This is a genomic window from Streptomyces candidus (assembly GCF_014207445.1).
Classification (GTDB): Bacteria; Actinomycetota; Actinomycetes; order Streptomycetales; family Streptomycetaceae; genus Streptomyces; species Streptomyces candidus.
In genome coordinates this window covers 27,843-49,681 of sequence record NZ_JACHEM010000006.1, presented here as the reverse complement: position 1 = coordinate 49,681, position 21,839 = coordinate 27,843, and the positions used below count along the sequence as shown (strand labels likewise).

Here is a 21,839-nt window from a genome sequence, read left to right as displayed (position 1 = left end):
GCCCACGCCCCACCCCACCCTCCGCTGTTCCCTTCGCACCAAAGGAAGCTGACCTCATGCTGCGCATCGCCATCCCGAACAAGGGCTCCCTCTCCGGACCTGCGTCGGCGATGCTCCATGAGGCCGGCTACCAGCAGCGCAAGGAGTCCAAGGAACTCGTCCTGGTCGACCCGGAGAACGAGGTCGAGTTCTTCTACCTCCGCCCCCGCGACATCGCCATCTACGTCAGCTCCGGCAAGCTCGACATCGGCATCACCGGGCGCGACCTGCTGCTCGACTCCGGGGCCAGCGCCGAGGAGATCCTCCAGCTCGGCTTCGCCCGCTCCACCTTCCGCTACGCGACGCGCCCGGGCACCGCGACCGGCGTCCAGGACTTCGGCGGGATGACGGTGGCCACCTCGTACGAGGGCATCGTCGCCAAGCACCTCGCCGACGAGGGCATCGACGCCTCCGTCGTCCACCTCGACGGCGCGGTGGAGACCGCCATCGAGCTGGGCGTCGCCCAGATCATCGCGGACGTCGTCGAGACCGGGACCTCGCTGCGCAACGCGGGCCTGGAAGTCATCGGCGAACCCATCATGAAGTCCGAGGCCGTCGTCATCCGCCGCACCGGCGCCCCCGCGGACGACCCCAAGGTGCAGCAGTTCCTGCGCCGCCTGCAGGGCGTCCTGGTGGCCCGCTCGTACGTGATGATGGACTACGACTGCCGGGTCGAGCACCTGGAGAAGGCCGTCGCGCTGACCCCCGGCCTGGAGTCCCCGACGATCTCCCCGCTGCACCACGAGGGCTGGGTCGCGGTCCGCTCCATGGTCGCCGCCAAGGAGGCCCAGCGGATCATGGACGACCTGTACGCGCTGGGCGCCCGGGCCATCCTCACCACGGCCATCCACGCCTGCCGTCTCTGACTCCGTCCGGACCCGTCCGGTCCGTTCAGTTCCCCGTACGTACGCAGAAGGATGCAGTCCGCCGTGTCGCAGCCCGAACTCCCCGCCCTGCCGGTCACCTTCAGGCCCAACCGCACCCGTGCGGTCCTGCTGACCATAGGGGTGCTGATGTTCGCCGTGATCTCGGCGGTCGGCCTCCTGCTGGAGACGCTCAGCCCGGGGGAGCGCGCCAGCTTCGTCTTCACCGGCGCGCTCATGTTCGGTGTGCTGCTGCTGCTCAGCCGGCCCAAGGTGGTCGCCGAGGAGTCCGGTGTCACGGTGGTGAACCTCACCACCAGGCGCCGGCTCGCCTGGGCGGAGATCCTCCAGGTGAACCTGCGACCCGGCGACGCCTGGGTCTTCCTGGACCTCAGCGACGGCACCAGCCTGCCCGCCCTCGGCATCCAGCCCGGCATCGCCAAGGAGAAGGCCATCCGCGACGCCCGCGCCCTGCGCGCCCTCGTCGAGGCCCACGGCACGCACGCCGACTGACGCCTGCCCCGCCCGCGCCGGGGGGCCGGGCCCCGGCCCGCCGACGGGCCGTCCTGTCTACTCTGTGGGGCGGAGGGCCCGTGCCCTCCGCCCCGCACGTACAGCCCTCGTGGCCCGCGGGGTCGCACCTTCGACCCAAGGAGTGACTCCCTCCAGCAATGGACGGATCGTCCGGCAGTACCCGCGCCGCCCTCTTCCTCCACGAGGCGGCGGCATGACCGTTCCGCTTCTGCTGCTCGCCGCAGCGTTCCTCCTCATCCTCGCCAACGGCTTCTTCGTGGCGGCCGAGTTCGGCCTCGTCACCGTGGAGCGCCCCGACGCCGAACGAGCCGCCGCCACCGGCGACAAGCGCGCCGGCCGGGTCGTGCAGTCCCTGCGCGAGCTGTCCTTCCAGCTCTCCGGCACCCAGCTCGGCATCACTGTCACCTCGCTCGTCGTCGGCATGCTCGCCCAGCCCGCGCTCGCACAGCTCCTGCACGGGCCGCTGACCGCGACGGGCATACCGGCGGGCGCCGTCCCGGGCGTCGGCGTCGTCACCGGCATGCTGCTCGCCTCCGCCGTGCAGATGGTGATCGGCGAACTGGTGCCCAAGAACTGGGCGGTGTCCAGGCCGCTCCAGGTCGCCCGCTTCGTGGCGGGCCCGCAGCACCTCTTCGCGACCGCCCTGCGCCCGGTGATCATCTTTCTCAACCGGGTGGCCAACCGTCTCGTGCGGGCCCTGGGCGTGGAACCGACGGACGAACTCGCCTCCGCCCGCACCCCCGTCGAACTCGTCTCACTGGCCCGGCACTCGGCGCGGGCGGGGACACTGGAACAGGACACCGCCGACCTGTTCGTACGGACGCTGTCGCTGGGCCACCTCACGGCCCAGCACGTGATGACGCCGCGCGTGAAGGTCATCTCCCTCCAGTCGTCGGCGACCGCCGCCGACGTGATCAACCTGACCCGGGCGACCGGGTTCTCGCGCTTCCCCGTCCACCGGGAGCGCATCGACGAGATCGTCGGCGTGGTGCACCTCAAGGCCGCGCTGGCGGTGCCCGCGCACGAACGCATCCGGGTGCCCGTGGGCCGGATCGCCGTTCCGCCGCTCCTGGTGCCCGGGACGCTGCCGGTACAGCCGCTGCTGGAGCGGCTGCGCGGCGAACAGCCGATGGCCGTCGTGGTCGACGAGTACGGGGGCACCGCGGGCGTCGTCACTCTGGAGGACATCGTCGAGGAGCTCGTCGGCGAGGTCCGCGACGAGCACGACGCCGTCGGCGCCGACCGGCCCGAACTGCTCCCGCTCGCCCCCGAGGACGGCAGCCCCGCCTGGGAGGCCGACGGCAGCTGCCGGGTACTCACCCTGCACCGGATAGGACTCGACGTCCCGGACGGCCCGTACGAGACGGTGGCGGGCCTGGTGGCCGATCTGCTGGGCCGCATCCCCGCCCCCGGTGACCGAGCCGAACTGCCCGGCTGGAAGCTGACCGTACGGCAGGTCGACCACTACCGCGCGGAGCGCGTGCGGCTGGTGCACGTAGCCGGTGCGGGAACCGTCGGCCGGCCCGTCGAGGACGCCCGGCGCACAAGGGACGTGCACCGCACCCAGCAGCTCGTGGAGGCGGCCCGATGAGCGCCCTGCAACTCCTCGTCGCCCTCCTGCTGGTTCTGGCCAACGGCTTCTTCGTCGGTGCCGAGTTCGCCCTGGTGTCCGTACGGCGCAGCCAGATCGAGCCCCTCGCGGCAGCCGGTTCGGCCCGCGCCGGGCAGGTCGTGCACGGGCTCGAACACCTCCCGCAGATGATGGCGGCGGCCCAGCTCGGCATCACTGTCTGCTCGTTGACGCTGGGCGCGGTCGCGGAACCGACCGTCGCACGCCTCCTGGAGCCCGTCTTCCAGGCGGCGCGCGTTCCCGACGGCCTGATCCATCCCCTCGGCTATGCGATCGCCCTCGCCGTCGTGGTCTTCCTGCACCTCGTCGTCGGCGAGATGGTGCCCAAGAACCTGGCGATGGCCGCCCCGGAGAAGACTGCCCTGTGGTTCGGCCCCGGCCTCGTGGCCTTCGCACGGCTGTCCCGGCCCGTCACGGCGGCGCTGGGCTGGTGCGCACGTCTCGTGCTGGGACTCTTCCGGGTCGAGTCCCGTGAGGAGGTCGCGTCCGTCTTCACGAGCGAACAGCTCAACCGGCTGGTCGGGGACTCCGGCCAGGCGGGTCTGCTGGAACCCGGCGAGCAGGAACGGCTCGAAGACGCACTGGGGCTGGGCAGCCGTCCCCTCACCGACGTCCTGCTCGGCAGGTCGGCACTGGTGACCGTCGACCCGTCGGTCACCCCCCGCCGGATCGAGGAGCTGACGGTACGCACCGGCTTCTCGCGCTTCCCGGTCTGCGCCCCCGGCCCCGCTGGGGCCTTCATGGGATACATCCACGTCAAGGACGTGCTGGACCTGGACGACGCCGAGGGGGCGGTGCCGCATCAGGTGTGGCGCCCGATGACGACGCTGCGGGCCGAACTGGCCCTCGACGACGCCCTGTCGGTGATGCGGCGGGCGGGAACGCACCTGGCGCAGGTGGCGGACGGATCGGGGCGGGTGCTGGGGCTGGTCGCGCTGGAGGACGTGCTGGAGATGCTGGTGGGCGAGGTGCGCGACCCCGCGCACCGGGTCGTCCCGCTCGTCGCGGTACGAACCCGCCCGACCCGCCCCCGCCCCGAAACCCACCCCCAGGCCCTCACCGGCTGACCCCCGTCGGCCACCGGGGCGGGACGGGGCGGAAGGGCGCGGTGCACGTCCGGCGGGGGCCGCCCCCTTGCCCGCCCGTTCCGCCCCCGGGGGCCCCGCCGCCCAGGAAGGTTGACGTGGGGACGTCCCGCCGCCCCAAGGGCTGACGTAGGGGCGGCCCTGCCGCCCGAGCGAACGCGGCCCCCACCGGACGCCGCCTCCTACATCCCTCCCCCCACCGGCCCCCGCCCCGACAGCACCTCCCCGTACGCCTGCATCAGATCCGGCAACCGCAACGTCGCCAACTCGTCCCGCGTCGGCGTCGACGCGTACCCCGACAGCCGCAGATCGCGGTACGCGCAGCTCTTCTCGTACAGCGTCCGCAGGAACCGCCCGTTGCCCAGCTCGTCGATCCATCCCTGCTCGACGACGTGCGCGCTGATGCTCCGCAGCTCCTCCAGCGCCTCCTCGTCCCAGGCGTCCCCGTTGTCCCCGGCCAGTACCTCGCCGATGCTCGTCAGTTCGAGCGGGCGGTAGCTCGGGAAGTCGACCCGGGTGGTGAACCTCGACGAGAGCCCCGGGTTGACGGCCAGCAGCCGGTCCATCCCCTCCGGGTACCCTGCGAGGATCACCACCAGGTGGTCCCGGTTGTCCTCGGCCCGTTTCAGCAGGACCTGAAGGGCCTCGTCGCCGTACGCGTCGCCCTTGCTGTAGCCGGAGTTGGCGAGACTGTAGGCCTCGTCGACGAAGAGGACACCGCCCATCGCCGAGTCGATCAGCTCGTTCGCCTTCACGGCGGTCTGGCCGAGGAACTCACCGACCAGATCCGCCCGTTGCGCCTCCACCAGGTGGTCCCCGCCCAGCAGCCCCAGGGCGTAGAAGACCCGCCCCAGGATCCGGGCGACCGTGGTCTTCCCCGTCCCGGAGGGGCCCGAGAAGACAAAGTGACGTTTCGGCGGCTGGACGGGCAGTCCCTGGCCGGCCCGCAGCCGGGCCATGTTCAACTGCGCGGACAGCGCGCGCACCTGGCGCTTCACCGGTTCCATGCCGACCATCCGGTCCAGTTCCCCGAGCGCCTGCTCCAGGAGCGCCGGATCGGACGGCCCGGCCGGGAAGGGCGGCAGCCCGGCGGGCAGCGGCGGTCCCGGCTTCTCCCGTACCCCGGTGGGTGGCCCCGGCGGTACGGCCCCGCCGAACGGGAGCTGTCCGTCTCCCCCCAGCCGCAGATCACCGCCGTCCGGCGGATCCGCGTCGCCCTGGGCTTCGGCCGCCTCCTGACTGTTCCCGGCGCCCGCCCTCGACACCGCGGCGAGTCCGGCCGCCGTCTCGTCGTAGCCGTCCAGACCGTCGCCCTCGGAGATCGCCGCCAGCCGCGCGGCGGTGTCCATGAAAGCCGGGTCCACCCGGTGCACCGACCGGTACAGGGGGAGTGCTGCGGCGCTGCGGCCCGTGCCCTCGTGCGCCCGCGCCAGCCAGTAGCGCAGCTCCTTGCGCTGCGGCTGCTCACTTCGGCAGCGCATCAGGGAGGCCGCGAGCAGCGGCTCGGCCTGCCCGAACATCTCCAGCCTCACCCGTGCCATCCCGCCGAAGAGACCGGACTCGATGCCCAGGAGCGGGTCGTCGACGAGGGGGTCCGTGTGCCGGACCAGCTGCTCCCAGTCCTTGACCAGATACGCCCGGCACGCGTAGAGGAACCTGACGTGGCTGTCGGTGTCCACCGGCGGCAGTCCCGCCAACGCCCGGTCCAGCTCCGGGACATGACGCCCGTCCAGCCAGTGCGAGGCGTGGGCGAGCAGCAGGTCGCGGGGGCTCTCCAGCACCGGCTGCACCCACCAGCCGAGCCAGTACCAGGAGTTGAGCGTCCTGCGGTGCCTGGCACGCTGCTCGCCGAACCGGTCCCGGTGACGGTGCATGCGCAGGAGAGCCGTCGTCGTGTCGATGCGCAGGGCGTGCAGGCCGAGCCAGCCGTCCGCCATGCCGGGGTCCAGCCGTACCGCCGTCCGGAATTCCTCCTCGGCCTGTGGGTACGCCCCCATCGTGTAGGCGTCCACGCCGCGCAGCCAGGCGAGGTCGGCCGGGGCGTGCGTGCCCTGCGTGCCGAAGTCCATCACGTCCCCCACAGACCGTGCCCCCCGCGATGTGCTGTCGGGCGTGCACCGAAGGCCTGATGCCGTTGGCACTTGCCTGAACCGCTCTGTCCCGGACGGGAATTGACCGCACCGAAGAGCATCGTACCTGGGCATGTGGCAGGTGAATAAGGGTGCAACGAGTCCCGCACGGATGGTGACCCTGGGTGAGCGAACCGGGTTGCCGTGCGGTCGGGGGAGGTGGCTGAGGGCAGAACGAAGCCCCCGATCACGGGGGAACAACCGGGGGCTTCGTGTCTGCGGGCGGCTTCGAAAAGCCGCACATTGAGAACGTAAGACCTGTACGCCCCCTGGGTCAAGCACAGTTGAGGCACTCGCGTGCGCGGTTTTCGCCGTCCTGCGCGACACTCGCCGGGCGGTCACACAGGGTGATGGATCGGTTCGCTCACGCGGTCGTGCGGAGTCCCGGGCGCCACTCGTACCCCTCCCGTCCCTGCCGTACCAGAGTGTCGGCGAACGGACGGGAAGGATCCGACGAGAAATGCCGGGCCTCCGCCGCAGTCCAGCCGTCCCAGAAAGCGGACTGCTCCGTTCCGTCCCGTTCCCGGCCGCGCCGCCAGGATCGTGCGGCCGACAGATCCATCCAGAAGAGGTGGGCAAGGAAGGGGCGCAGTGCGCGCCGGCCCGCACCCACGCCCTCCATGAGCACGACCGGGGCGGGCGGCAGCTCGTACAGGGCCGGCCCGAACCGGCGGCGCGTCCAGTCGTACGGCGCGAACCGCGCGCACTCGCCGCGGGACAGCGGGCCGGTCACCCCCGAGCGCAGCCGGCCGGTCCAGTCGAACAGCTCCTCGTGACTGGCCAGGTCGTCCAGATGCAGTACGGGGGCCGCGCCCAGCGCGTCGGACAGGCGCGCGGCGAAGGTGCTCTTGCCGGAACCCGCGTGCCCGTCCACGGCGACCAGACGCACCGGACCGCAGGACGGTGGCAGGGCGCGGAGCCGGGCGGCGAGGGGATCGAGGCTGTTCACCCGCGCCACCCTACGAGGGATGGCTCGCGGCCGGATCGGCGCACGGTTCCCGCGTGCCGTCGCGGGCGCGGGGGCGGGCCGGTCGCAGTATGGGCGGTCCGGGGTGCCGGGAAGTTCCGCCGGGACAGGCACAGCGCCTGCCCGGACCGCGCTCGCCGGACCGCCTTCACGGGCTCGCACGCTCGGCCCGTGCCGATCCGCAACGACAGGGGGTCCCCGACCTTGACCAGCCCCGACCACACCCCGCCGGACCCGGCGGCACCCGCTTCGACGCACGGCGACCCGGCGGGCCCAGCCCAGACGGGTCCGGAACCGGCACCCTCCGCCCCGGCGCGCCGCGACGCGGAAGGTCCCGCCCCGGGAGGACCCGCTCCCACGTGCTCCGTCCCGACGGCTGCGGACCCGGCATCCCGCGCCCCGGCGGACCCCGGCCTCCCGTCCGCCGCGCGCAGAACCGTCCTGGCCGCCGCGCTCGCCGCCACCGTGCCGTTGCTTCCCGCCGCCCCTGCGGCGGCGGCACGCGCCGCCGCAGGACAACGGGAGCCCCGCATGTCTCCATCGCCCCGGCAGCCCCGCCCGGTCGACAACCATTTCTGGACCACGTACGCCGACTGGCGCTCCGGCACCGGGGACGGGACCCGCGCCGTCGGTGGCGGCCGCCCCGGCCTGGTCATCGGCGCACCGGACGGGCTGACGGCCCACCGCGACCCGCACACCGGGCGTACCGGGACCTACGAGTACGCGGTGTGGACCTCGCCCCTGTACCGCACCGGCGTCCCCGCCACCGAGATCGTCGCCTCCTGGAACGCCGACACCCCGCCCGGCACCTGGCTCGCCGTCGAGCTGTGCGCCCTGTACACCGACGGGTCCCGCAGCCCCTGGTACGTGATGGGCCGCTGGGCCGCCGCCGACACCGACATCCGGCGCAGCTCCGTCGACGGCCAGTCCGACGGCCGCAGCAGCGTCTCCACCGACACCCTCGCCGTCGCCGACCCGGCGTCCGGCATCCGCCTCACCGGACACCGGCTGCGCGTCACCCTCCACCGGCTGCCGGGCTCGGGGCACACACCGACGCTGTGGCGGCTCGGGGCGATGGCCTCCGACGTGCCGGACAGGTTCACCGTCCCGGCGTCCGCGCCGCGCCGTACGGGGGAGCTGCGGGTGCCGTGCCTCTCGCAGGAGATCCACGTGGGCCAGTATCCGGAGTACGACAACGGGGGAGAGGCGTGGTGCAGCCCCACCTCCACGACCATGGTCCTGGAGTACTGGGGGCGCGGGCCGGCCCCCCAGGAGCTGGCCTGGGTGGACCCTTCGTACGCCGACCCCCAGGTGTGCCACGCGGCCCGCCACACCTACGACCACCAGTACAAGGGCTGCGGCAACTGGCCGTTCAACGCCGCGTACGCCGCCTCGTACCCGGACATGAACGCGGTGGTCACCCGCCTGGGGTCGCTGGAGGACCTGGCGGTCCTCATCCGTGCCGGCATCCCCGTCACGACCTCGCAGTCCTTTCGCAAGGAGGAGCTGTCGGGCGCGGGCTACGGCACCTCGGGCCATCTGCTGACGGTCGTCGGCTTCACCGACGCGGGCGACGTGATCGCGAACGACCCGGCCGCGCCCACGAACGAGGCCGTCCGCCGCGTCTACCGCAGGCGGGAGTTCGAGAACGTCTGGCTGCGCACCAAGCGGTACGACGCGCGCGGAAACGTGGCGTCCGGCACAGGGGGCATCTGCTACCTCTACTGGCCCCTGGACGCCACGCCCGCCCAGCGCAAGGCTCTCGCGGCGGTCGGAGTGCGCTGAGGCCGCCCGCCGGCTCCGGGACAGTGACCAACGTCATCTGTCCCGGAGCCGGACCCGCTGGCAATGTGGAAGCGACCGTTCCGCATGTTCCCCACGTACTGCGAGCTTCCGATGACTGCAGCCTCCGCCGCCCTCTCCGCCCGCCTCCGCACCCGTACGGGCGGCCCCGACGACCTCGACGGGCCGACGCTTTTCGAGCACGTGCTCGGCTGGACCCTGGTGATCGTCGTCGCCATGTTCGTGACGGGCGCGGGCCTGCTGTAGTCCGGCTCCCGGCGCCTTCCGCGCGCCCACCGGGACTGGGCGGTGCGCAGCGCAGGAGCGCGGAGAGCGGTCCGCGCCATACTGCGGCCAACCTTCCGGTGACACACGGCACCGCCGAGGGCCTGATCCACTACCACTGCACGAACGAGCGGGGCTGTCGCCCGGCCGCCGTGGAGGGCTCCCTCGCGGACCTCGTCGCGTGCGCCGCCGGCCGCCCCGAACTCCCGTGCGCCCAACGGGTCCTGCGCACCGCGACTGCCCTCCGCTGCGCGCAGCAGCACCGGGCCGTGTACCGCACCGTCGTGACCGGCGGCGGACAGATGCAGACGATCCGAGACGGCGTCCGCGCACAACTGCTCGCCACCCCGGCCGAGAGCGCGTACGGCCGTACGGACATCCCACGGCGGCCGGACCCGCCCTGCTCGGCCGGCCGGCGGGCTTCGAAGGCATCATCCCCGACTGGCTCAAGCACCCTGTGCCGTCCCGGGAGGAGGTGGCGGACCTCGTCGTGGCGCTGCCGCACGGGACTCCGGAAGCCATCGCCGGACTCGTTCCCCGGTGCCCCGCCCCGCCGCTGGACGACGCAGTCGCCCAACACCGCCCCGCCCGGCCCGGCCTGCGCATTTCCGACGCGTGACGGAACGGGGGTGATCGGGCATACTCAGCCGCCACAGCCCCGGACAGTCCACTTCCGTAACCCGGAGGGGTCCTTCAGGCTGGCAGTAGTGAGACCCGGCGGCGCCGCCACACCCTGCGCGTGCGCCTGCCGCCGCGCCCGACAGGGAGGACGCCGCAATGCCCGACCGCGCTCCGCAGCCGGTGGAACGACAGCTGCCCACCGAGGAGTCCCGTGACCTTCTCGCGCTCGTGCGCGACATGGTCCAGCGGGAGATCGCTGCGCAGGCCGCAGCCGAGGAGGACAGCGGGCGCTTCCCCCGCGAGGTCTTCTCGCTCCTCTCCGAGTCCGGCCTGCTCGGCCTGCCCTACGACTCGGAACACGGGGGCGGTGACCAGCCGTACGAGGTCTACCTCCAGGTGCTCGAAGAACTCGCGGCGGCCCGGCTGACCGTCGGCCTCGGCGTGAGCGTGCACAGCCTCGCCTGCCACGCACTGGCCGGATACGGCACCAAGGAGCAGCAGGCCGCCCACCTGCCGGCCATGCTCGGCGGCGGTCTCCTCGGCGCGTACTGCCTCTCCGAGCCGGCCTCCGGCTCCGACGCGGCCTCGCTCCGCACCAAGGCCGTCCGCGAGGGCGATGACTGGATCGTCACCGGCACCAAGGCGTGGATCACCCACGGCGGCATCGCCGACTTCTACACGGTCCTCGCCCGGACGGGAGGCGAAGGCGCCCGCGGCATCACGGCGTTCCTCGTGCCCGGCGACGCGCCCGGCCTGAGCGCCGCCGCACCCGAGAGGAAGATGGGCATGAAGGGTTCGCCCACCGCCCAGCTCCACTTCGACGGCGTACGCGTCCCCGACACGCGCCGCATCGGCGAGGAGGGTCAGGGCTTCGCCATCGCCCTTTCCGCCCTCGACTCCGGGCGGCTGGGCATCGCCGCGTGCGCGATCGGCGTCGCCCAGGCGGCCCTCGACGAAGCGCTCGCCTACGCCACCGGGCGCCGGCAGTTCGGCCGCCCCATCGCCGACTTCCAGGGTCTGCGCTTCATGCTCGCCGACATGGCCACCCAGATCGAGGCGGGCCGCGCGCTCTACCTCTCGGCGGCCCGGCTGCGCGACGCCGGCCGTCCCTTCTCCCGTCAGGCGGCCATGGCGAAGCTCTTCTGCACCGACGCCGCGATGAAGGTCACCACGGACGCCGTACAGGTGCTCGGCGGCTACGGCTACACGGCCGACTTCCCGGTCGAACGCTTCATGCGCGAGGCGAAGGTCCTGCAGATCGTCGAAGGCACGAATCAGATCCAACGCATGGTCATCGCCCGCCACTTGGTGGGCCCGGAGTCCCGCTGAGCCGTGCCGGACCCCGCACGGCCCCGTTTCCCGTCAGGGAACGGGGCCGCCGCAGGGGCCTGTCAGGCGGCCCGCTGCCGCGGCACCTTCAGCGGCCGCGAGCCCGGGCCCCCGACGTGCGAGAACGGCTGCGTCCGCCAGTCGAGTCCCTGAGGGAGCGTCAGCAGCAGTGCGGTGTCCTGCTCCTGGACCGCCAGGCTCTCGTCGGCCGGCTTCGCGTCGGCGGCCGGCCGCCCGGTACCGGCGCAGGCGGTCAGCCCGAAGGGGTTCCACGGGGTGGGGCACTTCGCGTGCTCCGGGAGGACGTCCTCGTCCGCGAGCAGAGCGATCGGCTGCGCACAGTCCGGGCAGACCACCCGGTACATCTCGAAGGTGTCGTACGAGTCGTCGCCGGCGTCCCCGGCGGAAGGGAAGGAAGCGACATCGGTGACGTCGGCGACGTCCGCGATGTCAGGGAGCTCCGGCTCGGTGCGTCCGGTGCGCTTCAGGTTCTGCATGGAGACTCTCCCCCTAAAGGTGGGCCGACAAGGCGCTGCGGCCTCGACCACACCAAGCACTTCCCTCTGCGCCTGCGCGATAACCCCACAACGGGGAAGGACACGGCCACAGGTGTGTGGCCTTCGTCACATGGTCGCCGCAGTGTGTCCGGTCCACCCGTCCGGAACGGTTTCCCGGGGGCGGTTCGTGAAGATGCGCGCGCCCTCCGCGGCCCCCTGCGTTCCAGCAGGCAAGACGCAGGCCGCACAGGTGCCGCACGAGCCCCCGGCCCTGTAGGTTCTCCGTCCATGGAGGAGTTGGATCGTCACATCGTGGACCTGCTCGTCAAGGACGGGCGGATGAGCTACACCGACCTGGGAAAGGCCACCGGCCTGTCCACCTCGGCGGTGCACCAGCGCGTCCGCAGGCTGGAACAGCGCGGAGTGATCCGCGGGTACGCCGCGGTCGTGGACCCCGAGGCGGTCGGGCTGCCGCTCACCGCGTTCATCTCGGTGGCGCCCTTCGACCCCAGTGCTCCGGACGACATCGCGGAACGCCTGGCCGGCATCGACGAGATCGAGGCCTGCCACAGCGTCGCCGGCGACGAGAACTACATCCTCAAGGTCCGGGTGGCCACCCCCCTGGAACTCGAGCACCTGCTCACCAGGATCCGCACCCTGGCCGGCGTCTCCACCCGTACGACCGTCGTCCTGTCCACCCCGTACGAGGCCCGCCCGCCCCGCATCTAGGCCTCGCCCTCCCTGTCCGGGCCCCGTCCGGCAGCCGGTACCGGGCCCCCTGGTCATCCGGGTCCCGGGGGCTGCGCGAGACTGTTGCCATGACCGAGCGCACCGCCCCCTCCTCCCCTTCTTCTCCCGCCTCCGCGGACCGCACCGTGCTGCTGCGCGGCGGTGAGGTCCACAGTCCCGCCGACCCCTTCGCCACCGCGATGGTCGTCGAGCGCGGGCACGTCGCCTGGGTGGGCTCGGAGGGAGCGGCCGACGCCTTCGCGAGCGGCGTCGACGAGGTGCTCGACCTGGACGGCGCGCTCGTCACCCCGGCGTTCACGGATGCACACGTGCACACCACCGCGACCGGTCTCGCCCTCACCGGTCTTGACCTGGCCGCCGCCCGCACCCTGGACGAGGCGCTCGTGCTCGTACGCGAGCACGCCGCCGCCCGCCCGGCCGGCGAGGTCCTCCTCGGCGGCGGCTGGGACAGCTCCCGCTGGCCCGGGCAGCGCCACCCCTCGCGCGCCGAACTCGACGCCGCGGCCGGCGGGCGCCCGCTCTACCTGCCCCGTGTCGACGTGCACTCGGCGGTCGTCAGCACCGCCCTCCTCGCTCTCGTGCCCGGTGTCACGGGCCTGAAGGGTTACGCCCCGGACGCCCCCCTCACCGGGGCCGCCCACCACGCGGTGCGCGCCGCCGCGCACCGGGCCGTCAGCCCCGCGCAGCGCCGTGCCGCCCAGCGCGCCGCCCTCGCACGGGCCGCCTCGCTCGGCATCGGCACCGTCCACGAGTGCGCCGGACCCGACATCTCCGACGAGGAGGACCTGACCGGTCTGCTGGAACTGGCCGCCGAGCGGCCCGGCCCGCGGGTCTTCGGCTACTGGGCCCAACAGGTCGCGCATGCGAAGGATGCCAGGCGCATCCGCGAACTCGGCGCGATCGGCGCCGCGGGAGACCTTTTCGTCGACGGCTCGCTCGGCTCGCACACCGCCTGCCTGCACCAGCCGTACACCGACGCCCCGCACACCGGCACCGCGCACCTCGACGCCGCGGCGATCGCCGCCCACGTCGCCGCGTGCACCGAGGAAGGCCTCCAGGCGGGGTTCCACGCCATCGGCGACGCCGCCCTGACCGCCGTCGTCGACGGGGTCCGGGCCGCCGCCGAGAAGGTCGGCCTGGCCCGCGTGCGCGCCGCCCGCCACCGGGTGGAGCACGCCGAGATGCTCACCCCGCAGACCATCGCCGCCTTCGCGGACCTCGGCCTCACCGCCTCCGTACAGCCCGCCTTCGACGCCGCCTGGGGCGGCGACGACGGCATGTACGCCCAGCGTCTCGGCACCGAGCGCGCCCGCACCCTCAACCCGTACGCCGCCATGCTCAAGGCCGGCGTCCCGCTCGCCTTCGGCTCCGACAGCCCCGTCACCCCGCTCGACCCGTGGGGCACCGTCCGGGCCGCCGCCTTCCACCGCACCCCCGCACACCGGGTCTCCGTACGCGCCGCCTTCACCGCCCACACCCGCGGCGGCTGGCGGGCGGTCGGCCGCGACGACGCGGGCGTCCTGGTGCCCGGCGCGCCCGCCGACTACGCGATCTGGCGCACCGGCGACCTCGTGGTCCAGGCCCCCGACGACCGGGTGGCCCGCTGGTCCACCGACCCGCGCTCCGGCACGCCCGGACTCCCCGACCTCGCGCCGGGCGCGCAGCTCCCGGTGTGCCTGCGCACCGTGGTGGCCGGGCAGACCGTCCACGTACGGCCGAACGCGTGACGCCCGGTGGGCCGCGTACCGCCGATCGGTGAGCCCCTGGCGGCCGGCGGGTTCTTCGCGCCGTCGGCACTGACCTGCTGATTCGGCGAATCGCCGCAGGTCGCACAGGTGTTGACAGAAAGCGGCCACCGGCGGGTAGGTTCGGCCGGGTCCACCACGAAACGTCCGGCCGGAAATCCTCCACGCAGTCGTCGAACGCCGCTGGGTCATGGGGGCGGAAGTGCCGCACCGGCACCGCCGCCCCGGGAACCAGGTTCAGCGCCCGCGCCTCGGGGGCGAGGGAAGGTTTTTTCGGCCGCCGGTGCGACACGGGTAGGGCCCCGGCGTTCAGTAGACAACGGCGAGGATGTCCGCAGCCGGCGGGCACCTGGTCGGCCCGAAGGACGCCGGGCCCCCATCCGTAGCCCCTCAACCCCTCGCCCGCGCGCGCTCGCTATGGTGGGTCCTCTGTGTTCGGGCATGAAAAGGGGCAGCAGTGAACGACGGCGGACAGAAGCGTTATGGCCCGCTCGGCAGTGCTTTGGTGATCATCCCGACCTACAACGAGGCCGAGAACATCAAGCCGATCGTCGCGCGAGTCCGGGAATCCGTTCCCGAGGCGCACGTTCTCGTCGCCGACGACAACAGCCCCGACGGCACCGGCAAGCTCGCCGACGAGCTCGCGGCGGCCGACGACCAGGTCCACGTCCTGCACCGCAAGGGCAAGGAGGGCCTCGGCGCCGCCTACATGGCGGGCTTCCGCTGGGGCATCGACCACGGGTACGGCGTCCTCGTCGAGATGGACGCCGACGGCTCCCACCAGCCCGAGGAACTGCCCCGCCTGCTGACCGCCCTCAAGGGCGCCGACCTCGTCCTCGGCTCGCGCTGGGTGCCCGGCGGCCGCGTCGTGAACTGGCCGAAGTCCCGCGAGTTCCTCTCCCGCGGCGGCAGCCTCTACTCCCGTACGCTGCTGGGCGTGCCGATCCGCGACATCACCGGCGGCTACCGCGCCTTCCGCGTCGAGACGCTGCAGGGGCTGGGCCTGGACGAGGTCGCCTCGCAGGGCTACTGCTTCCAGGTCGACCTGGCCCGGCGCGCGGTCGAGGCCGGCTTCCGCGTCGTGGAGGTCCCGATCACCTTCGTCGAGCGGGAGATCGGCGAGTCGAAGATGAGCAACGACATCGTCGTCGAGGCCCTGTGGCGGGTCACCGCGTGGGGTGTCGGCTCACGCACCGGCAAGATCCTGGGCCGCAAGCCCTCCTGACTTCGGCCCGCTGACCTCTGCGGCCCTGACAACCCGCCTGCCGCGCTTGAAGGGTCACCGGCCTCCTCACGTCCTCTTTACGCCGTTCAGGCACCCTGCCAGGCACACTGGGAACATGACGACCGGCACCCCGCCCCCGCCCGCTGCCACGAGCGCCCGCAAGCGCTCCCGTGCCCGCACGTTCGTACCTCTCGGCCTCGCCGTCTGGCTGGTGCTGGAGATCTGGCTGCTGACCCTCGTGGCCGACGCGGCCGGAGGGCTCACCGTCTTCCTGCTGCTGGTCGGCGGCGCGGTGCTCGGCGGCGCCGTGATCAAGCGGGCCGGCCGCCGCGCGTTCAAGAACCTCAGCGAGACGATCCAGCGCCAGCAGCAGAGCGGCGGCGCCTACGACCCGGCCGCCGAACGGCAGGGCCGCAAGGGTTCCGGCAACGGCTTCGTGATGCTTGCCGGGCTCCTGCTGATCCTGCCCGGTCTGCTCTCCGACGCCCTCGGCCTGCTGGTCCTGCTGCCGCCGGTGCGCGCGGCTCTCGGCAAGTACACGGAGACGTCGCTGGAGCGGCGCATGAACGCCGCGCAGCAGCCCGGCAGCCTCGGCGACGCGTTCCAGCAGGCGCGCATGCACCGTCCGGACGGCAAGGTCGTGCAGGGAGAGGTCATCCGCGACGACGGCCCGTCGTCGGCCCACCCGCCGCGCCGCGAAGACGGACCCCGGACGCCACTGACGCCCTGACCGCCCCGGCACTGATCACAAGAGCCGCGCACGACAAGAGCCGCGGGGCTCCGGCACACACTCGGTGTGCCGGAACCCCGCGGCTCTTGCGCTGTACTTCTCCAGTGCCTGGATGCCCGAGGGCGTCAGGCGGACTTGCGGCTGTCCCGCGGATGCACCGCGATGTTCATGGCGCCGGAACGCAGTACCGCGAGCCTTTCGGCCAGGACCTCTTCGAGTTCCTCGCGGGTGCGCCGTTCCATGAGCATGTCCCAGTGCGTGCGCGCGGGCTTGCCCTTCTTCTCCTCCGGCCCATCGCCGTCCACCAGAAGTGCCTGGGTCCCACAGACCTTGCACTCCCACTCCGGCGGAATTTCCGCTTCCACGGAGAAGGGCATCTCAAAGCGATGTCCCTTCTCGCATGCGTACTCCACCGCCTGGCGCGGGGCCAGATCGATGCCGCGGTCCGTCTCGTAGCTGGTCACCACGAGCCGCGTACCGCGGAGAGCTCGCTCACTCATGAATCGTGCCTCCCGGGCTTGTCGCCCACAGGACAGGTATTTGTCGCTGTCGTCGTCATCCGGTCAACGTCCGGTCGGCGGTAAAGATTCCCGTTGCGGGTCAGTGCGTCGCCCGTCGTGCCGCCCTTGTTGTACCCACCAGTGACCGCTTTGTCACATCTGTCAGTAGATGTCACCCAAGCATTTTCCTGCGCAAGCACGCAGTAACGGTCCGCCCGGCAGGCCAAAGGCGTACACTACCGGCCTTTTACTTCAAGGTCTAAATTCTTTCCGGTACGGAGTTTCCTGCCGCCTCACCGGCCTTCCGCACGGGTACCCGCGCGACCGGAATGAATCCCCCCGCGGAGAACACCGGCCCGGGGCACGTCCTTCTCGTGGGTGCCGACCGTTCCCGGCGCGAGGCGCGAAGGGGAGGCGCGGAATCAGGCCCAAACGCCCCGTTCGGTCAGCACCGACCGCAGCGTCGCGATCCGGTCCGTCATGATGCCATCCACCCCCAGGTCGACGAGCGCGGCCATCCGGTCGGCGTCGTTGACCGTCCACACGTGCACCTTGAGGCCCCGTGCGTGCGCCGCCGCGACGAAGCGGCGGTCGACCACCCGTACGCCGTTCCGGGCCTCCGGCACCTGGACGCACACCGCGCCCCGGCGCAGCGGAGCCCAGACGCCCAGGGAGCGCAGCCGCAGAGCCAGTACGCCCCGCACTCCGTACGACGTCGCCAGGCGGGGTCCGGCGAGACGCTGCGCCCTGGCCACGCGGCTCTCGTTGAACGATCCGACACAGACGCGGTCCCAGGAGCGGGTGCGGCGGATCAGGTCGACCAGGGGCAGCAGGGCGGCCTCCGCCTTGAGGTCCACGTTCCGGCGGGCCTCGGGAAACTCCTCCAGCAGCTCCTCGAAGAGCGGGAGCGGCACGGAACCCGCCACCCGGGCCTCGCGCACCCGGCTCCAGGGCAGTTCGGCGATCCGGCCGCCGGAGTCCGTCACCCGGTCCAGGGTCGCGTCGTGGAAGGCGATCAGCCTGCCGTCGGCCGTGGCGTGCATGTCCGTCTCGAAGTAGCGGTAGCCCTCATCGGCGGCCCGGCGGAAGGCGGCCGCGGTGTTCTCCAGGCCGTCGGCCGCCCCGCCGCGGTGGGCGAACGGAACAACCGGTGCCGGATGTCCAGATAGCTGTGCTGAAGAGCGCGGTTCACCCGGGCAGTATCGCCCGCCCCTGCTCCGGATCGCGCGGGACGTCCCGGGCGGCGGACCCGGCCGGGGCGGGCGCGGGCGTGGCGAACACGCGGAGGAAGAACTGTGCGAGCGGACCGATGGCCAGGGCGTACAGCACCGTGCCCGCGCCCACGGTCCCGCCGAGCACGAACCCGGTGACGACGACCGCGACCTCGACGCAGGTACGGGAGAGCCGCACCGATCGCCCGGTCGCCGCGTGCAGGCCGGTCATCAGGCCGTCGCGCGGCCCGGGACCGAACCGGGCAGCGATGTAGAGCCCGGTCGCCGCCCCGTTGACCACGATCCCGCCGACCAGCAGTGCGATCCTTCCGGCCGGCCCGTGCACCTCCGGCACGAGGGCCAGTGTGCCGTCCATCGCGAGGCCGACGACGACGACGTTGGAGACCGTGCCCAGGCCGGGCCGCTGCCGCAGCGGTATCCAGAGCAGCAGCACCACCGCCCCGACGATGATCGAGACGACCCCAATGGTGAGCCCGGTGCGTTCCGCAAGCCCCTGATGCAGCACCCCCCAGGGTTCGAGGCCCAGCCCCGCGCGTACCAGCGCCGCCGAACTCGCCCCGTACAGGGCGAGGCCGACGTACAGCTGTGCCAGCCGCCGGTAGAGATCCGTGGACCGTGATGACCCGGACAAGTGGTGCCCCCCTGGGGTGGTGATGGTGGACTGATGCATGACACTCTGTGGCCCGAAAGGATGAGCCATCCATGGCCAATCCGGGGAAGGTGGACTGAAATCATGGCGCAGTGGACTTCGGCGGTGGGTGCGGCGCAGCTCGCCCGACAGCTCGGCTCCCAGCAGTCCCGGTCGGCGGGCCCCCAGTCGCGCAAGCCGCCCGCCTACCGCGCGCTCGCCGACGGGGTGCGGCTGCTCGTCCTGGAAGGCCGTGTTCCGGTCGCGGCCCGGCTGCCCGCCGAGCGGGAACTCGCCATGGCGCTCTCCGTCAGCCGCACCACCGTGGCCGCCGCCTACGAAGCGCTGCGCGCGGAGGGTTTCCTGGAGTCCCGCAGGGGAGCGGGGAGCTGGACCGCCGTACCGGCGGGGAACCCGCTGCCCGCCCGCGGTCTGGAGCCGCTGCCGCCCGAGGCCCTGGGCTCCGTCATCGACCTCGGCACGGCCGCCCTGCCCGCCCCCGAACCGTGGCTCACCCGGGCCGTGCAGGGGGCACTCGAAGAGCTGCCGCCGTACGCCCACACGCACGGCGACTACCCGGCGGGGCTGCCCGCCCTGCGCCAGATGCTCGCCGACCGCTACACCGCGCAGGGCATCCCCACGATGCCCGAACAGATCATGGTCACCACCGGCGCGATGGGCGCCATGGACGCCATCTGCCACCTCTTCGCGGGACGCGGCGAACGCATCGCCGTCGAGTCCCCCTCGTACGCGAACATCCTCCAGCTCATGCGCGAGGCCGGAGCCCGTCTGGTGCCCGTCGCCATGGCGGAGGGGCTGACCGGCTGGGACCTGCCGCGCTGGCGCCAGGTGCTGCGTGACGCGGCCCCGCGGCTCGCGTACGTCGTGGCGGACTTCCACAACCCCACCGGCGCCCTGGCGAGCGAGGACCAGCGCCGCGCGCTGGTCGAGGCGGCCCGCTCGGCGGGCACCGTCCTGGTCGTCGACGAGACCATGACGGAACTGCCTCTGGACGAAGGGCTGGAGATGCCGCGCCAGGTCTGCTCCTTCGACCCGTCGGGCAGCACCGTCCTGACGGTCGGCTCGGCCAGCAAGGCGTTCTGGGCGGGCATGCGCATCGGCTGGGTCAGGGCCGCCCCGGAGGTCGTCCGCAGCCTGGTCTCGGCACGCGCGTACGCCGACCTCGGCACCCCCGTACTGGAGCAGCTCGCCATCAACTGGCTGATGAGCACGGGGGGCTGGGAGCAGGCGGTGGAGGTCCGGCGCGGCCAGGCGCGGGAGAACCGGGACGCGCTTGTGGCCGCCGTGCGCCGGGAGCTGCCGGACTGGGAGTTCGACGTACCGGGCGGCGGGCTCACCCTGTGGGTGCGCACCGGCGGTCTCTCCGGGTCGCGGATCGCGGCGGTGGGGGAGCGGGTCGGCGTACGGGTGCCGTCCGGGCCGAGGTTCGGGGTCGACGGGGCCTTCGAGGGTTACGTGCGGCTGCCGTTCACCGTGGGCGGGCCGGTGGCGGAGGAGGCCGCGGTGCGCCTGGCCGCGGCGGCACGGCTCGTCGAGACCGGCGCGGGGTCGGGGGCGGAAGGGCCGCGGACGTCCGTGGCGTGATCACCCGGGCGTCCGCACCGGATCGGCATCCCGGTCGGCATCGCGGCGGGGGGCGTGTGCCGGGTCGCGGGCGGGATCGGGCTCCGGGGCGGGCTCGGGGCGAAGGACGGGGCCGGGATCGGGGTCGGTGTCCTCCAGCGGAACGGCGCGCTCCGGCAGCAGTTCCAGTACGGCCTGCCGGTGCGCCTCGCTCGTGGCGTCGTCGTACGGGTCGGGGGTGGCCGGTACCTGGAGGCGCATCACCGGACCCGCACCGAGCCGCGCGTAGCCCCGCCCCGGCGGGACGTCGGGCGTGGGCGTGGTGTGCGGCGGGGCACCCAGCACGGACGCCACCTCCTGCGCGGACGCGGGCCCGAGGACGGCACGCGCGCGGGTGTGCGCGCGTACCGAATCGCTGAGGGTGTCCAGGGCGTCGAACTGTTCGGCCACCACCACCGTGACGTGGGCCGCCCTGCCGTGCCGCAGCGGCACCTGGAGCAGCTGTTGGGGGTCGACGCGGCCGTCGGCCGCCGCCAGGTGTCCGAGGACGCTCGGCCGGTCGAGCAGGATCCACAGCGGACGCCGGGTGTCCTCGGGCGCGGGGCGGCCCGCCTGCCTGGCCCGGTTGGCGGAGAGCAACCGCCGCTCGGTTTCCGCCGCGGCCCACTCCAGACTCGCCAGCGCGCCGGTCACGCCGCACTCGACGGCCAGCACGCCGCTGCGGCCGGCGAGGCAGGCGTACTCGCCGGTGCCGCTGCCCTCGGCGATCAGTACGTCGCCGTTCTGGAGCGCCTGGAGGGCGACGGAGCGCAGCAGACTCGTCGTCCCGCTGCCGGGCTGGCCCACGACCAGCAGGTGAGGCTCGGTGGAGCGCGGTCCGGTCCGCCAGATCACCGGGGTGGCGTCGTAGGACTCGTCGCCGGCCCGGACGGGGACCGTGCGGGGCGCCGCGTCCTCGTCGGTGAAGCCGAGGACCGTCTCGCCGGGCGCGGTGACGAAGTGCTGGGCCGCGATCGTCGTCGGAAGCGCGTCGAGCACCGCCATGACGAGCTCGTTGCCCTCCTGGTCCCAGTCGAAGCGGTACTCCCGGCCACGCCCCGACTTGGCGTGCAGCAACTGTTCGATGCGGGCCCGGGAGGAGGCCTCGCCGTCGGGGAAGTAGGCGGGGTAGTGGATCAGCAGCCGCGACAGCCGGCCGGTGTCGTCGAACTCGTGGTCGCCGAAGGCCCTGTCCCACGCGCCGCCGTGCGCGAAGAGCGGATCGGGGTCGTCGGGCACGGAGAAGTACGGCACCAGCGCCTCGTAGAGGGACTGGAGCCGCTCCGTCTCCGCCGGGGATGGACCGGTCTGAACGGGGGCACGTTCATGACCCTTCCAGGCGGCCGCGGCCATCACCGTGACGAGGACGAGCAGCGGTCCGTACGGGATGAGCGCGACCACCAGGACGACGGAACCCACCAGGAACAGCGCGGGACCGCGCCTCTCCTTGGGGGTGGCGCACCATCTGTCCCGGCCGGCCGCGGCGAGCTTGCGCAGGCCGCGGCCGATCGTGATGAGCGGATGGAGCACGTCCGTGGCGCTGTCGGCGGCAGTGCGCGCCAGTTCGCGGCTGCGGGCCAGCGACACACTGCTGCTGCTCAGAATGCGGGGGAGGGGACGCCGGGCCACGTCGGGACTCCTGAAG

General features: G+C 72.9%; 19 protein-coding genes and 1 pseudogene. 13 read left to right on the top strand and 7 right to left on the bottom strand.

Going from position 1 to position 21,839, the window contains the following annotated elements; translation table 11 throughout:
• The first annotated feature begins 56 nt into the window (after positions 1-56).
• From hisG to HNQ79_RS13275, 4 genes are all read left to right on the top strand, one after another.
• A complete protein-coding gene (gene hisG / locus HNQ79_RS13290; RefSeq protein WP_185030479.1) occupies positions 57-905 on the top strand; it encodes an ATP phosphoribosyltransferase in 849 nt (282 codons plus the stop codon).
• A gap of 51 nt (positions 906-956) precedes the next feature.
• Positions 957-1,415 carry a PH domain-containing protein gene (locus HNQ79_RS13285; protein WP_185030476.1) on the top strand — a complete coding sequence of 153 codons (459 nt, stop codon included), beginning with the start codon at positions 957-959 and terminating at the stop codon, positions 1,413-1,415.
• Positions 1,416-1,629: 214 nt separating this feature from the next.
• On the top strand, positions 1,630-3,027 hold the full coding sequence (locus HNQ79_RS13280; protein ID WP_185030474.1) for a hemolysin family protein: 1,398 nt from the start codon (positions 1,630-1,632) through the stop codon (positions 3,025-3,027).
• Entirely contained in the window at positions 3,024-4,133 is a 1,110-nt protein-coding gene (locus tag HNQ79_RS13275) for a hemolysin family protein (RefSeq protein ID WP_185030471.1), read from the top strand. Before HNQ79_RS13280 ends, HNQ79_RS13275 begins: the two co-directional genes overlap by 4 nt.
• A gap of 200 nt (positions 4,134-4,333) precedes the next feature.
• Here HNQ79_RS13275 and HNQ79_RS13270 read toward each other — a convergent pair whose 3' ends face one another.
• Together HNQ79_RS13270 and HNQ79_RS13265 are read right to left on the bottom strand one after the other, a co-directional pair.
• On the bottom strand, positions 4,334-6,220 hold the full coding sequence (locus HNQ79_RS13270) for an AAA family ATPase (RefSeq protein ID WP_185030468.1): 1,887 nt from the start codon (positions 6,218-6,220) through the stop codon (positions 4,334-4,336).
• A gap of 424 nt (positions 6,221-6,644) precedes the next feature.
• Positions 6,645-7,229: a uridine kinase family protein gene (locus tag HNQ79_RS13265; RefSeq protein WP_185030465.1), complete on the bottom strand. Its 585-nt coding sequence runs from the start codon at positions 7,227-7,229 to the stop codon at positions 6,645-6,647.
• Positions 7,230-7,778: 549 nt separating this feature from the next.
• On the opposite strand from HNQ79_RS13265, the gene HNQ79_RS13260 reads away from it, so the two are divergent.
• The 4 genes from HNQ79_RS13260 (at position 7,779) to HNQ79_RS13245 (ending at position 11,264) form a co-directional block, all read left to right on the top strand.
• The gene (locus HNQ79_RS13260; protein WP_229923564.1) at positions 7,779-9,032 is read left to right on the top strand and encodes a C39 family peptidase; all 1,254 of its coding nucleotides are present in this window, start codon (positions 7,779-7,781) and stop codon (positions 9,030-9,032) included.
• 111 nt (positions 9,033-9,143) lie between these two features.
• Positions 9,144-9,296 (top strand): SCO1431 family membrane protein, encoded by a 153-nt coding sequence (locus tag HNQ79_RS13255; protein ID WP_185030462.1) that lies wholly within the window; start codon positions 9,144-9,146, stop codon positions 9,294-9,296.
• 493 nt (positions 9,297-9,789) lie between these two features.
• A complete protein-coding gene (locus HNQ79_RS13250; protein ID WP_185030459.1) occupies positions 9,790-9,933 on the top strand; it encodes a hypothetical protein in 144 nt (47 codons plus the stop codon).
• Between the two features lie 158 nt (positions 9,934-10,091).
• Positions 10,092-11,264 carry an acyl-CoA dehydrogenase family protein gene (locus HNQ79_RS13245; RefSeq protein WP_185030456.1) on the top strand — a complete coding sequence of 391 codons (1,173 nt, stop codon included), beginning with the start codon at positions 10,092-10,094 and terminating at the stop codon, positions 11,262-11,264.
• A 62-nt stretch (positions 11,265-11,326) separates the two neighbouring features.
• On the opposite strand, the gene HNQ79_RS13240 is transcribed toward HNQ79_RS13245, so the two are convergent.
• Complete coding sequence (locus tag HNQ79_RS13240; RefSeq protein WP_185030453.1) at positions 11,327-11,761, bottom strand: hypothetical protein; 435 nt, start codon at positions 11,759-11,761, stop codon at positions 11,327-11,329.
• Between the two features lie 288 nt (positions 11,762-12,049).
• Here HNQ79_RS13240 and HNQ79_RS13235 point away from each other — a divergent pair, with 288 nt between their 5' ends.
• The 4 genes from HNQ79_RS13235 to fxsA all read left to right on the top strand — a co-directional run bounded on the left by HNQ79_RS13235 (position 12,050) and on the right by fxsA (position 16,211).
• Entirely contained in the window at positions 12,050-12,490 is a 441-nt protein-coding gene (locus tag HNQ79_RS13235) for an Lrp/AsnC family transcriptional regulator (protein ID WP_185030450.1), read from the top strand.
• Positions 12,491-12,579: 89 nt separating this feature from the next.
• On the top strand, positions 12,580-14,238 hold the full coding sequence (locus HNQ79_RS13230; protein WP_185030447.1) for an amidohydrolase: 1,659 nt from the start codon (positions 12,580-12,582) through the stop codon (positions 14,236-14,238).
• Between the two features lie 475 nt (positions 14,239-14,713).
• Entirely contained in the window at positions 14,714-15,481 is a 768-nt protein-coding gene (locus HNQ79_RS13225; protein ID WP_185030445.1) for a polyprenol monophosphomannose synthase, read from the top strand.
• 115 nt (positions 15,482-15,596) lie between these two features.
• The gene (fxsA, locus tag HNQ79_RS13220) at positions 15,597-16,211 is read left to right on the top strand and encodes an FxsA family membrane protein (RefSeq protein ID WP_185030441.1); all 615 of its coding nucleotides are present in this window, start codon (positions 15,597-15,599) and stop codon (positions 16,209-16,211) included.
• A 125-nt stretch (positions 16,212-16,336) separates the two neighbouring features.
• On the opposite strand, the gene HNQ79_RS13215 is transcribed toward fxsA, so the two are convergent.
• From HNQ79_RS13215 to yczE, 3 genes and pseudogenes are all read right to left on the bottom strand, one after another.
• Positions 16,337-16,711 carry an RNA polymerase-binding protein RbpA gene (locus HNQ79_RS13215; protein WP_142215978.1) on the bottom strand — a complete coding sequence of 125 codons (375 nt, stop codon included), beginning with the start codon at positions 16,709-16,711 and terminating at the stop codon, positions 16,337-16,339.
• 422 nt (positions 16,712-17,133) lie between these two features.
• Positions 17,134-17,871, bottom strand: a pseudogene (locus HNQ79_RS13210) (glycerophosphodiester phosphodiesterase family protein); the annotation flags it as partial.
• 28 nt (positions 17,872-17,899) lie between these two features.
• Positions 17,900-18,613: a membrane protein YczE gene (gene yczE, locus HNQ79_RS13205; protein WP_185030438.1), complete on the bottom strand. Its 714-nt coding sequence runs from the start codon at positions 18,611-18,613 to the stop codon at positions 17,900-17,902.
• A gap of 63 nt (positions 18,614-18,676) precedes the next feature.
• Between yczE and HNQ79_RS13200 the strand changes: the two genes are divergently transcribed.
• Positions 18,677-20,176 (top strand): SCO1417 family PLP biosynthesis transcription factor, encoded by a 1,500-nt coding sequence (locus tag HNQ79_RS13200; RefSeq protein ID WP_185030436.1) that lies wholly within the window; start codon positions 18,677-18,679, stop codon positions 20,174-20,176.
• Here HNQ79_RS13200 and HNQ79_RS13195 read toward each other — a convergent pair whose 3' ends face one another.
• Positions 20,177-21,823, bottom strand: a complete 1,647-nt coding sequence (locus HNQ79_RS13195) for a hypothetical protein (RefSeq protein ID WP_185030434.1) — start codon at positions 21,821-21,823, stop codon at positions 20,177-20,179.
• Positions 21,824-21,839: the final 16 nt, after the last annotated feature.